Origin of the sequence: Sphingobium sp. KCTC 72723 (assembly GCF_014280435.1) — a bacterium.
Taxonomy (GTDB): domain Bacteria; phylum Pseudomonadota; class Alphaproteobacteria; order Sphingomonadales; family Sphingomonadaceae; genus Sphingobium.
On the sequence record NZ_CP060388.1, the window covers coordinates 1062962 to 1075659 of the forward strand.

Consider the following 12698-nt stretch of genomic DNA (forward strand, 5'->3'; position numbering starts at 1 on the left):
AGCTCCATGATTCAATATTTCGCAGGCCATGCCGGTCCGGGCGCCTCGGCTACACTCGACAATATGCACCGGGACCGCAAGCGCGTGTTCGTCGATATGCGCCAATGGGAAGTTCCAGTCGTCGATGGGCAATTCGAGATCGATCAGTTCGACGGCGAGGATGCCGTCTATCTGATCAGCGCGGCGGAGGACGGCGAGCATTTCGGATCGATCCGTCTGCTGCCGACCGACCGGCCGCATCTGCTGGGCTCGATCTTCCCACATCTGTGCGATGAGCCGCCTCCGTCCGGAGCCGATATCTGGGAGATCACCCGCGGCTGCCTTTCGCCGCGCCTGCGCGCGGCGGAACGGCTGCGTGTTCGGAACCGCCTTACGACGGCCGCGGTGCAATATGCGCTTCTGCATGGCATCACGCGCTTCGTCTGCATCGCGGATTCGGGATGGCTGACCCAGATCCTGACGCTGGGTTGGCACTGCGAGCCGCTGGGAGAGCCCCGGATGATTGCCGGCGCCACGACGGGCGCGTTGCAAATCCATATCTCGGGGCGGACAATTGAGCAGCTCCGCCAAGCCGGCACCTATGCCTCGATTACCCTTCAATTCGGCGGCGTCTCAACGCCGCTTGCGGCGTAGGGAGGCGACCATGCTCATGGAGCCCATCCCTGACCCAAGGGACATTGCCGTCGCCACATGGGTGGAAGCGCTGTCCGCCGATGGATATTGCATCATCCCCGATGCGATCTCGCCTGTCGCGGTCGATGCTCTCGCCACCGATCTTGCGGATGATTTCGCCAGGACGCCACATGCGTCGGGACCATTTTACGGCGAATGGACCAAGCGCTTTCATGGCTTGCTGCGGCGATCACCCCACATGGACGCGTTCGTTCGTCACGCGCTCGTGCTGGAGATCGTCCAGAGCATCCTGGGGGCCGGCTGCGACAGCATCCAGCTCAACCTGACCCAGGCGATCGAAATCCTGCCCGGCGGTCGTGTCCAGCCCCCGCACCGGGACCAGGATATGTGGCCGGTGCGGGCGCCCGGGGTCGAATATCTGGTCAATGTGATGTGGCCGTTCACGCCGTACACCGAAGCCAATGGCGCCACGCGCATTTGGCCGGGGAGCCATCTGCGACAGGACGAGATCCTCATCGATCCTGTAGAAGCGATCCCGGCCGAGCTTGATCCGGGGGCCGCCCTCCTGTTTCTGGGCTCCACGCTGCATGGTGGCGGCGCGAACCGAACGGCGATTTCGCGACGCGGCATGATCGTGAGCTACAGCCTGGGCTGGCTCAAGCCTTATGAATTGCCGTGGCTGGCTTATCCCCCCGAGGTCGCGCGCGCGTTCCCTGCCGGCCTCGCCGCGCTTGCGGGCTATCGGGCCCATCGGCCCAATCTCGGCACGTTCGAAGGGCGCTGTCCCTCGACACTGCTCGACGCTAAGGCCGCTGGCTCCCTTGGCGCTGTCGATGCACTGAGGCCGGAACAGGAAGCGCTGATCGAGCAATTTTATGCTGGAACATTGCCGGCCGGGCTGCGGCTGGCGGATCGGAGGTGACCCATGAGCGGCGCCCTACCCAGCGTCATGGCAACGCTCGACCGGTGCGTGATGATCAGCCTTGCAGTTCGCGCGCACTGCCTCCTCGGCAACCGATTTGGCAGCGACCTGTTTTCGATGCCGGCTCTCAACATGCTGTTCGATCTGTATGCGCGCGAGGATCGCCGGCCCAGATCGTTGACCAGCCTTTGCGGCGCATCGAAGGCGCCGGCCCGGACTGCGTTGCGGATGATCCACCGAATGATCGAGCGTAATCTGCTCGTCCGGACACCCGATCCGCGTGATCAGCGCCGGATCAATGTCGACCTATCGCCCGAGGGAACCGCGTTGCTCGACGCCTATTTCGATGGCCTTCTCGACATACTTGCGAAGCCCGAACTGAAGGAGTGTCCGCCATGAATCATGGGTGGCAACGGCCCCGTCCCTTTCAAAGGCAATTTCGTGACGTCGTCCTCTTGCATCCGATATGGAGTTAATGCACATTTTGGGTGCAGCGCGGGAATAGGCTGGAAGCCGTCTGCAGGATAAACCTACCAGGCATAAAATGCGCCGATCCATGACGGTTGGGCGCGCGCATTGGACTTAAGTAGGCCGGCCCGCCTGGACGGTTCCGTCGTGACTGAATTTCCTGACACGCTCACCGGCGCGCTTTGCTCTGCGCCCTCGTGGTCCTGTGCTTGACGCAATGCCGGAGCCGGATGATGGCGGCGGTCAGAGCACCGAGCCGGAGGGTATCGATCGCAAGCAGCTCGAGGCGGTCTATCGCTCCGAGGCTCCGCGCCTCAGACGACTTCTCAAGCGCAAAATCTGGATCGAAGACGACCGCAACGACATCGTCCAGGAGGCCTTCACCCGTCTTGCTGAATCCAAATCGGGTGCGGCGTCGCAAAACCCCGGCGCGTACCTGCAGGGAATTGTCCGGCACCTCCTCGCGGATAGGGTACGGCGATGGGCCAGGGCACGATCGCATGCCATATTGGATGTGGCGATCGGTCCAGAGTCGCTTGGCCCCGATGCGGCGGCCGAGATAAACCAGATGCGCGAGCGTTACCGCGCTGCCGTCGACACTCTCCCGCCGAAAACGCGTGAGGTCTATATGCTACACCGCGCGGAGGAACTGGAATATAAGCAGATCGCCGAGAGGCTTGGTATTAGTATCCGCACAGTGGAATGGCACGTGGCTCAGGCAATCATCCGGATCAGCAAGAGCATCAACACCGATGGGTGAAAATGAGATACCGGGCAATGTGCCCCGGCAGGATCAGTTGCTCGAAGAGGCCTCCTTCTGGTTCGCGCGCATGCGCGGCCCGGACGCTGAACAGTATCGCGCGGATTTTGACGCCTGGCTCGCCCTCGGGGCCGTCCATCTTGGCGCCTATAATCGCGCCGGGGAAATTTTTGCCCTGGGCAAGTTTCTGGCCGAGTCGCCGAATGCGGCGGCCGACGGCGATGGCGGGGAGCATTATTCGGCACCCTCGCGTTGGCGCGGTTTGGCGATCCTCGCCAGCATTCTGCTGGTCGTTGGAATCGGCGCTTGGGTTGGACAGGACTCCTTCTCAACGATGTTTGGCAGAACCCCCGAGATTGCTTTGGTGGATCCGGCAGCGGCGCCCGACGGCCAACGGCTCTCGACGGTGGGTGGCGCGCGTCGCAGCTTCAGGCTGGACGACGGCTCGACGGTCACCCTGGACGCCGAAAGCGTTCTGTCGACGACGTTCGACAGCCAGCGGCGCGCGCTGCGCCTTGAGCGCGGGCGAGCGCGTTTCGAGGTCGCCCATGAAACCAGGCCCTTCGTCGTTCTTGCTGGTGGAGGAAGCGTGACAGCAAGGGGAACGATCTTCGACGTCATCATCAACCAGGAAAGCGGCGTGACGGTACGACTGTTGCGCGGCGCGGTGGATGTCGTGCGCCCCAGCGAAGCGGGCGACGCGGACCCAGACAAGCAGGCGACGACGCGCCTGGTCCCCGGGGAAGTGCTGAGCTTCGGTGACGGCCGTATGCCTGACCTTGCAGCGACGACGAAGGTCCGGGACGTTGTTGCAGGCGCTGCGTTGCCGGATATTCCCGTCGCCAAGGAGTTTGACATGGCGCCGTTGTCCCAGGTGATCGCCGAGGCCAATCGGGGTGCTGCAATCCCGATCCGCGTCGCCGATCCAGCGGTAGGAGCGCTCAAGGTCTCGGGTCGTTTCCGGGTCGACAACCCCGAGCTGACGGCCGACCGGCTCGCGGCCTTGTTCGACCTGAAGATCGATCGAACCCGTCACGATGAGATTCTGCTCCGCTCCCGATGATAAATATGAAAGAAATATTGCAGTGGTGACCCCGTAGTTAGCATCTCTGCTGCGATGCACCCTGAAAACCTCGCCAAAATGGCGGGATTGAAAAGGGGGTAGATCATGGGGTTAGATCGGAGCCGGGTACGGATTCAGCTTCTGGCGGCGGTTGCGATGAGCGCGATGACTATCGCGACACCCGCCAGGGCAGATGGCGGTCAACGACAGGAGTATAATGTCGAGGCCGGGAATCTCGGTGACGCGCTGCGGAACGTCAGCCGCCTTTCGGGTCGCGAAATCATCTTCAGTGCAGAGGCGGTTAACGGCAAACGTGCCCCGCGCCTCCGAGGTCGCTACAACGCGGACGAGGCAGTGAAGGCGCTGCTTGTCGGCAGCGACCTCACCGCCGAGTTCAGGAAGGATGCGATCCTCATTCGGGGGCGATCAGACCCGTCGGGCGAAGTAGCAGACCGCCCGGCGGAGGATGCGGACATTGTGGTCACAGGCACTCACATCCGGGGAGGTGAGTCCACGTCTCCCATGATCGTAGCGAGCAGATCGAAGATCCAAGACGAGGGGCTGACGGACCTTGGCGCATATGCGCGTACCCTCACTCAGAATTTCTCCGGGGGTCAGAATCCGGGTGTCGTTGGCGGCGGAGGCCAGGGCGGATCCGAAAATACCAACTCGTCGTCCGCGCTCAATTTGCGTGGCCTCGGCCCCGACGCCACGCTGACCCTCATTAATGGTCACCGAGCTGCATACGACGGAATCTTTCAGGGAATCGACCTTTCTGCCATTCCTTTAGCCGCGATCGATCGCATTGAAGTCGTCGCAGATGGTGCATCTGCCCTGTATGGCTCCGACGCGGTTGGCGGCGTGGCGAACATTCTGCTCCGCCGCGATTTTCGGGGGGCAGTGACATCGGCCCGCCTTGGAGCCGCAACCGACGGCGGCGATTTCGAACAGCAGTACAACATCGTTGCTGGAACTCGGTGGCGTAACGGCGGCATCATGGTGGCAGTCGACTACAAGCACGTGACAGCAATCACGGCAGGTCAACGAGCCTATACGCAGGTTCAGGATAGCGATGCGACGTTACTTCCGCGCCAGGAGCAGATCGGCGCAGTTGTTTCGGGGCATCACCAGCTCGCGGCCGGGGTCCAGCTGGAATGGGACGGATACTTCAACAAACGCGACGCCGTCATGTGCAATGCCTTCCAGGCGACATCAAATTGCACAACGAATGGCGCCAAGATCGAGACGAGCGTCCGCTCCTATTCGATGACCCCGACATTTCGCTTCGAATTGCCCCATAGTTGGGAGTTGAGCCTATCCGGCACCTATGGTGGAAGCAAAACCGAGATATATTCCCCCACGTACAACCAAGGGAAAATCACGGCTACAACACGGCCGAACTATAATAACACATTCACGACGATAGAAGCGGGAGCGAACGGCTCGCTGTTTCAGATGCCGGGCGGTATGGCACGACTAGCGCTCGGGATGGGATATCGCTCCGTCAAGCTTGACGTGAACTCAATTCGAACGACCAGTACCGGCGCAAACACTCCAGTCTATCTCTTCAGCGCCAAGCGCGACATTTACTTCGGCTACTCCGAGTTATCTATACCGCTGGTGGGCGCGGACAACCGCTCCCCGCTGTTCGAGCAACTTCTGGTTACCGGAGCCGCGCGTTATGAGAATTACCGGGGTGTCGGCGATGTGCTTACCCCCAAGTTCGGGCTCATCTACAAGCCGACTACCGAGGTCACAATTAAGGGAAGCTGGGGAAAGTCGTTCAAGGCGGCGACGCTCTTCCAAGCGGGACAGGCGCGCGAAGCGTTTCTCGCTCCGGCATTCATCTTCTCACCGGGTAGCCCGGGCGGTTTGCCCGTCATTCTGATCGATGGGGGCAACTCCACTTTGAAACCCGAACGTGCGACGACCTGGACCGCGTCGGTTGGCTACGCTCCGGGCTTTGCCGAAGGGCTCCGGATTGAGGCGAGCTACTTCCACATCCTCTACAAGGATCGCGTCGCCGCGCCCATCTCGTCGATCGTTACGGCGCTCGATCCCATGTACGCGGACTTGTATGTCCTGAATCCCACGCTCGAGCAGGTAAACTCCACCTTGGCGAGCCTGAACACGGGTCTCACAAATCAATCCGGCGGTCCGTTCAACCCGAGCGCGGTCGGGGCGATCGTCGACAACTCACTTCAGAACATTTCCCGCCTCACGGCCCAAGGCATCGACCTTGCGATCGACTATCGGCATAAACTTGGGTCTCGTGACCAACTGCAACTGAATATCGCTGGAAGTTATCTGGAAAGTGACCAGCAGCTCGCCGGTGGGATGCCTGTGGTTCAACGTGCGGGGATCATCTACAATCCGCCGCACTGGCGCGGTCGCGCCGCAGCGACATGGCAACGGGACAATTTCAGCCTGACCGGTGTCGCAAGCTACATCGGCGGGACCCTCGACAACCGATTCCAGCCCTCCGCCCGCGTCGGGTCATTCACCACTCTTGATGCCGTCGCGCGGATACAGACAAGCGAAGAGCGGGGCCTTCTCGGAGGCGTAGACGTCACGTTGGCAATCCAGAACATTCTGAACGAGAAGCCGGATTCGATCCGGACGACGAACCCGGCAGCATTTCCTTTCGATTCAACAAATTACTCCAGCATCGGCCGAACGATCAGCGTCACTATTTCCAAGACGTGGTAATGACGACGGCCGCTCTCATCTGGGGGCACGGTCTCGCCATTGCGGGCGGATCGTTGTTATTGGGTTTACCCGCTGATGCGCAGTCGAAGGCTCCTTGCCCGTCTGTGCGAGCGGCGGGACCATCCGACGATAGCGCTCTCCGGCCACTAACCACGTCTGATCTTGCACGCCTCCGCGACATTGGTCCGCCAAGTAGCGACGACTTAGGGAGACCCATCCTCACCATCTCTCCGGACGGCTCGGCGATCGCGTTCCAGCTGACCGAGCCGAATCCCGAGCAGAACCAATTCTGCATCGACTTCATTGTGTTGCCGCTCGAACCAGGCGCGATGCCTGTGAATGTGGATGGAGGCAATGAACTCATCCGGCTGTCACTGGAGATACTCGGTCGGGCAGCGTCGCCGACCGGGATTGCAATGCCAATCACGCTTCGATGGACACCGGACAGCCGGTCTGTCTTGTATTTGAAGCGCGTGGGAGGAAAGACTCAGGTCTGGCGGGCAAGCACGGACGGGGCGAACGCGGTCCAGCTTACAAATGGTCCGGACGATGTAGATGATTTCAGAGTTACTCGCGATGGCACGGCAATTATATTCACGACGCGACCTGGTTTGCGCGTGGCCGAAAAGAGCTTTGCGCAGGAGGGTCTGACCGGCTTACGATACGACGACCGTTTCTCCGCGGCCTCGGGCAGCTCTCCGTTTACCCTTGGTCCCCTGCCCCGCGAATTTACTGCTATCGCGCTTCGGGACGGTCGCCCCCGGGTTGCTACGGACGCTGAAGCAGCTCTGCTCACCGCCCTCCCCACTGACGCACCGACGAATGCGATTGCCATTGAACGATCGACATCGGAGCGCGTCGCGTTCCTACGAACCCGTGCGCCGGCGAGCTTTCCGCCGTCAACTGAATTGGTCGCCGACGGCTTGGCTGGACGCAAGAAGGTTTGTGCGTACGAACGCTGCCGCGACATTTCGACACCGATCTGGTGGACGGCGGATGGCAAGCGCGTTCGCTATATGCGACGGGAGGGTTGGGGCAAGAGTCAGACCTCAATCTATGAGTGGACACCCGGATCAAGCGCGCCCCGGAGACTGTATTCCACATCGAATTACCTGGTCGAATGCCACCCTCTGACCGACGACCTTATCTGCCTCCAAGAGGAAGCTCGCAGCCCTCGGCGCGTCATCCGGCTCAATCTCGCGACCGGTTCCACCAAGATCTTGTATGATCCTAATCCCCAGTTTCATGAACTGCAGCTCGGTCAGGTCGAGCGCCTTCAATGGGTCAATTCCTTCGGAATAGAATCATTCGGAGACCTGGTTTACCCGACCGGCTATATCGTAGGGCAACACTATCCGCTGATTGTCGTTCAATATCAGTCCCGGGGTTTCCTGCGTGGCGGCACGGGCGACGAGGTTCCGATCCAAGCTCTCGCGAATCGTGGATTTGCCGTGCTCAGCACGCAGAATCCGAGCTTCTTGCCTTTGATTGCAGGATCGAAGACGCCGAACGAGGCGGACGCAGCGCTCTTGCAGGATTTTGCAGGCCGCAGAAGTATTCTATCGTCCATCGAAACGGCTGTCAGAGCTCTTGTCGACCGCAGGATCGTTGATGGAGAGCACGTCGGAATATCCGGATTGAGCGATGGTTCATCCACCGTCCAGTTTGCCGCTCTCAACAGCCATCTCTTCAAGGCGGGATCGGTGAGCGGCTGTTGTTGGGAGCCGGATCAAGATGCAATTCTCGGCCCCAGAATCGCGCAGATGTTTGCGAAAACCGGTTGGCCAAAAATGACTGAGACGCGGCCGGATTTCTGGAAATATATCTCGCTCGCTCAAAATCCTGACCGCGTGCGCTTTCCGATTCTGATGCAGATGTCGGATGACGAATACACGCTTGCATTGTCGAGCCTTACTGCCCTTCGGCAGTCCGGCCATCCAGCCGACATGTTCATTTACCCGAACGAACATCATATCAAATGGCAGCCTAGCCATCGTCTCGCCGTGTACGACCGCAACGTCGCCTGGTTTGAATTCTGGTTGCGGAACATCATTCCTCCAAACGGGCGAGGCCGGGAGGAAGCGCTTCGGTGGCGCGATATGACCAATTCGCGCGTCGCTGGCAACCAGCGCGCCGAATGTCAGCCCGCACTATGCACATCCTGTATTGGGTCAGTTAACTTGCTGGCGCCCGTCCAGTGTCGAGCCCATGCTTCCGCATCGGCTAAGAGCAATAAGCGGACATATGAGTTTCCGTAGTCCCCCATCGACGGAGTAAGCGCGCGTGCGATGGCGGCGCGGTCCACGATCCCCTGGGCCGACAGTATTCCGTCCATCAGGCGGTCTCTGATCGCGTCCCGGAAGTGGCCAAGGATCTGCGCCGCAAAGCCGTCTGGACCACCCTTTGTTCTACGGTGGACGATTACTGGAGGCAGTCGCTTCCCGAACGCTTCGCGGGCGACGGCCCGGTCCCTTCCTCCCGCGCACGCCTCCCACGAGGGGATTCCGAGGCACAATTCTACAATTGGTTGAGAGGTGAGCGGATTTAGCACCGCTGGACCAATTTCCCGATCAAAGCCCTCGAGATGGTTGTGCATCCGAAGGAGCATTGCAATGTGCGCGGCTTTGCCTGGGAGCGCTTTAGCCGGCGCGTCGAGCCACGGGTGATGGATCTCATGCTCGATACCGGCCGGGACCACATCCGGCTCGAGAAAGGTTGAGTTGATCGGCCATCGGTAGTTGCATCCCGGCAGCCGAGCGATCCTGATCGCCTCTCTGACAGCCTGCGGGATGCTGCAACCCGTTAGGGTGCAGATATCTCGCACTGTCCGGACAAGGTTCCAGCCAAGACCTTCAACTCTAAACCGATCAACTATCGCGCGAGCGGAATGGCTGAGGAAAAACACATTGTCACCACCATTGCCGGTACAGAACGCATCGATTGAATGACGGTTGACCGCGTCCAAGACTTGTCTGTCATATGCAAGCGCCTGGCTGCGCCCGCCTGGTCGGGGAAGATGCGCCCCGACCGAACAATCGATATCGATGTTTTTCAGCAGATATGGCGCCTCAATGAGTTCGGCCCCTACTGCGCGGCACATGACGCGCGCATACTCGCGTTCGTCTCCAGACGGGTCGTCGGCCGACAGCGTTATGCAGGTCAGCTCGGCCTTCGTGGCGGCAAAGCAGTGCGCCAGGATGGAGGAATCCAGACCGCCTGAGACGCCGAGGAGAATGCCATTGAAGCACGATGCCCAAGCGCTCGTACAGGACTGGATCGTCCGTTCCAGTTGAGGCGGGTCTGACTTCGAATGTAATGGAGAATGCGGCGTCACATGGTCCCAAGGAGACCAGAGCGTAATGATGCGGTACCCTTCGCTCGACTCCAATGAGGCCGAGCCAGGCATGACTTGAGACACTCCATCCAGCGCCGTGGCGGCGAACGGAAGATCCGGGAGGTAGAGATGCCGGGCAAAAGCCTGCCAATTGATCGAGGGCGTCAGGAGTCCGGCGGCCATCAAAATGGCGGGATCGGAACAAAACGCCGTAAATGTCGCAGTTCGGATCGTGTAGCACGGCATCCCACCGGAGGGATCGCGGAGGACCATGATACCGTTGCTGTTCGGGATTATCGCGACGTAGGCACCCCAGTATTTTTCAATGAGTTTCGCGCCTCCCGATCTCTGAATTGCGAGGCCCTCATGCTCATCAATTTCCCGAATTTGATGAGCATGTCCAAATCGATGGAAGAGCTTCCCAGCGACCGCGCCATCGGGGAAACTGATCACATCGCTCCCGTCAGGGGTCAGCAAAGCGAATTGCGGCCCCGAAGCCGAAACCACAAGCCCCGACATGTGAACAAACCGATCGGTCAGCGCCCGCGAATCTGAAAGATCACGGAATACGACGAGAAGATATCGGAGCGGCTTCATATGACCAGGATCGGCACAAACAGTCGGGCGTGCTCAGCGGTATCGTTGAGCACAACGTCGCGGAGCTGGACCCAACTATGAGCCGAGAAGGGATTTGTGCGAACTCCGAAGATCAGCCGTGGCGCGATGCCATAGGCGTGCATCATGGACATCAGAGCAAGGGATCTCACCAGACATCGATCCGCCGACGCAAGGACCAGGCTGGTACGTTCAAAGGCGGCAGAAATCTTGGCGATTTCTGCGTTCGGCAACTGGCGTGAGCACCTCCGCACTCGCGCCGACCGTTCAGCGATCTTGAATTTGACTGCCGCTAAGGAAGTGTAGCGGAGCGAAAGTGCGGCGGAGATTTGATATGCGATCGCGCGCGCGACTTGAAACGCCGATGGATCAAGGGAAGCCCATGCCCCAATCTCGCTTATCGGGATCGGTGGGGGGACGCCTGCTGCAATTCTTTCCGACATTTTGTCCGGGACAAGCACCCCTCGAGCAACGAGCGTGTCGAGTTCGTGATGTGCGGTGCCGGAGCTGCCTTCAATATATCCCGCAAATGCCTGCTCCATAGGGTCGGACAAGCAGAAGTATTTGTTTGCATCGACGTCGAGGAAGATTGATCTCCCGCCAGATCGACAATGATAGAGATTATCCCGGAGCCGATACATGCTGAGTTCCCCCCGGAATCAAACGGGCGCGCGACCTTGCGGAAGCGCGCCCAAGGTGGTCAGTCGTCCGACAGGCCGGGAAGGCCCTGCTGCTGGCCGGCGCTGTCATTGCTGACAATGGAGCCGCCCTTGGTCTCCTCGGTGACGGCGCCGAGGTCGATCAGATGGTCCTCGCGATGTTCGTCGATGCTCTGCATGACACGCTCCTCTTGATCCGCCGCAACAATTCGCGGCAGTTCACAGTTAGCGCGCTCCAATTGTTCACGGACCTAAATATATCTGGACAAAATGGCGCGATATCCGCGAGTTGCCAGTGATAAGCTTCACTGATGGAAACAGAACCCGGCTTCGCGCGACTAAGTGTCTGGATTATTGTTCCAATGCCTCTTGAGCCAAGATTTGGATAATTTTCTGTTGATGGACGATTCTCCGCTCATGGTAGGATTCAATACGCCGATGGATGCTCTTATGGACATCGGCCACAGCGGAATTTGTCATTGTGCGGAGCTCCTTGGCCGCTTCTTTGACCTTGGCTGCGCCAGCGACTCGCGGATAAAATAGACGATCATTGATCTGTGCGACGGTGGCGACGGCCTCCGGATTTCCTGTGGATTCGGCAAGTGCGAGGAAGATCGATCCGGTAAGTGTCGCGATCTCAACGGGGGTGGTGCCGAATCCGGAACGCGAGAAGCGGTCCAGAGTCTGGCTGAGAACCGATTTCTTCATTTTCTGGGCCAAGCTCAACAGCAGATGTGCATTCCAGGCATAGAGGTGGATCAGCACTAGCGGGGGCGCGAGCGTGACCCGAAATCCGCCGGCGCTATCTGGCTCGACCAAGCCCTCTCCCATCAGTCGACAGGCTGCTTCTCGCACGGGTGTTTTACTCGACCCATGGCGGTCTGCGATGTCCTGGATTTCGAGCTTCTCGCCAGCGTGAAACAGTCCCGCCAGATAATCTGCCTTGAGTGCGCGATAGACGCGCTCTTGCGTGATCGGATCGGCGGCAGACATCACTAGCTCGCCCCTGCTGCGAACGCCGAGGGCTGCCATCGGGGCGTGAGGGCGTTGGTCAACTGGCTGAGATTTCGCTCGGCGACCACTTCAACGCATAGCCGCTCGAGATCGCAAAGATCGCCGGCCGCCAGCTGCCTTGGAAAGCACATGCGCTGGCCCGCGAACAGCAGGGGGATGAGAATATGGCCGGTCGACAGACCAAGCCGATATGCACAGCGCAGATGATCATCGAGCTTCGACTTCGGATTTCCGGATTCGATCTCGCGCAGCCAGCGGACTCCCATACCGAGATTCCTCGCCAGCTCCCGCTGCGTGATACCTATCTTCTTCCGTGCTTCCTCAATCTGCCGTCCCGACTGTTCTTTCACATACGAGAGCGGTGCGTCAGCAACGGAAGCCGCGCAATCCAGCGACATGTCCGTGTCTCCTTACGGGAGATACCGCCCGCCAAGGCCATTTCGGACCCTATTGCTAGGTGTGCATACCACCACTGTCAAACGGAACCGCCGCCAATTTGGCCAAGCATCGACTGCCAGCAT

The 12698-nt window shown here is 59.9% G+C and carries 12 protein-coding genes; 7 read left to right on the forward strand and 5 right to left on the reverse strand.

The window, feature by feature from the left end; genetic code table 11:
• Nucleotides 1-6 precede the first annotated feature (6 nt).
• From SPBM01_RS05275 to SPBM01_RS05305, 7 genes are all read left to right on the forward strand, one after another.
• The gene (locus SPBM01_RS05275) at nt 7-633 is read left to right on the forward strand and encodes an acyl-homoserine-lactone synthase (RefSeq protein ID WP_188064322.1); all 627 of its coding nucleotides are present in this window, start codon (nt 7-9) and stop codon (nt 631-633) included.
• Nucleotides 634-643: 10 nt separating this feature from the next.
• Nucleotides 644-1555: a phytanoyl-CoA dioxygenase family protein gene (locus tag SPBM01_RS05280; protein WP_262504332.1), complete on the forward strand. Its 912-nt coding sequence runs from the start codon at nt 644-646 to the stop codon at nt 1553-1555.
• A gap of 3 nt (nt 1556-1558) precedes the next feature.
• On the forward strand, nt 1559-1954 hold the full coding sequence (locus SPBM01_RS05285; protein WP_188064323.1) for a MarR family winged helix-turn-helix transcriptional regulator: 396 nt from the start codon (nt 1559-1561) through the stop codon (nt 1952-1954).
• Between the two features lie 286 nt (nt 1955-2240).
• Nucleotides 2241-2783: an RNA polymerase sigma factor gene (locus tag SPBM01_RS05290; protein ID WP_188064324.1), complete on the forward strand. Its 543-nt coding sequence runs from the start codon at nt 2241-2243 to the stop codon at nt 2781-2783.
• The gene (locus SPBM01_RS05295) at nt 2776-3846 is read left to right on the forward strand and encodes a FecR family protein (protein ID WP_188064325.1); all 1071 of its coding nucleotides are present in this window, start codon (nt 2776-2778) and stop codon (nt 3844-3846) included. The genes SPBM01_RS05290 and SPBM01_RS05295 overlap by 8 nt, the downstream gene beginning before the upstream one ends.
• Before the next feature lie 156 nt (nt 3847-4002).
• Complete coding sequence (locus tag SPBM01_RS05300; protein ID WP_262504333.1) at nt 4003-6555, forward strand: TonB-dependent receptor; 2553 nt, start codon at nt 4003-4005, stop codon at nt 6553-6555.
• Nucleotides 6555-8813 (forward strand): Atxe2 family lasso peptide isopeptidase, encoded by a 2259-nt coding sequence (locus SPBM01_RS05305; protein ID WP_188064327.1) that lies wholly within the window; start codon nt 6555-6557, stop codon nt 8811-8813. The genes SPBM01_RS05300 and SPBM01_RS05305 overlap by 1 nt, the downstream gene beginning before the upstream one ends.
• On the opposite strand, the gene SPBM01_RS05310 is transcribed toward SPBM01_RS05305, so the two are convergent.
• The 5 genes from SPBM01_RS05310 to SPBM01_RS05330 all read right to left on the reverse strand — a co-directional run bounded on the left by SPBM01_RS05310 (nt 8696) and on the right by SPBM01_RS05330 (nt 12575).
• Nucleotides 8696-10486, reverse strand: coding sequence for an asparagine synthetase B family protein (locus SPBM01_RS05310; RefSeq protein WP_188064328.1), 1791 nt, complete (start codon nt 10484-10486; stop codon nt 8696-8698). The two genes, SPBM01_RS05305 and SPBM01_RS05310, sit on opposite strands and share 118 nt — an antisense overlap.
• Complete coding sequence (locus SPBM01_RS05315; protein WP_188064329.1) at nt 10483-11145, reverse strand: lasso peptide biosynthesis B2 protein; 663 nt, start codon at nt 11143-11145, stop codon at nt 10483-10485. Before SPBM01_RS05315 ends, SPBM01_RS05310 begins: the two co-directional genes overlap by 4 nt.
• A gap of 59 nt (nt 11146-11204) precedes the next feature.
• A complete protein-coding gene (locus tag SPBM01_RS05320) occupies nt 11205-11342 on the reverse strand; it encodes a benenodin family lasso peptide (RefSeq protein WP_188064330.1) in 138 nt (45 codons plus the stop codon).
• Between the two features lie 172 nt (nt 11343-11514).
• On the reverse strand, nt 11515-12156 hold the full coding sequence (locus SPBM01_RS05325) for a GntR family transcriptional regulator (protein WP_188064331.1): 642 nt from the start codon (nt 12154-12156) through the stop codon (nt 11515-11517).
• Nucleotides 12157-12158: 2 nt separating this feature from the next.
• Nucleotides 12159-12575 (reverse strand): helix-turn-helix domain-containing protein, encoded by a 417-nt coding sequence (locus SPBM01_RS05330; protein WP_188064332.1) that lies wholly within the window; start codon nt 12573-12575, stop codon nt 12159-12161.
• Between the last annotated feature and the right edge of the window lie 123 nt (nt 12576-12698).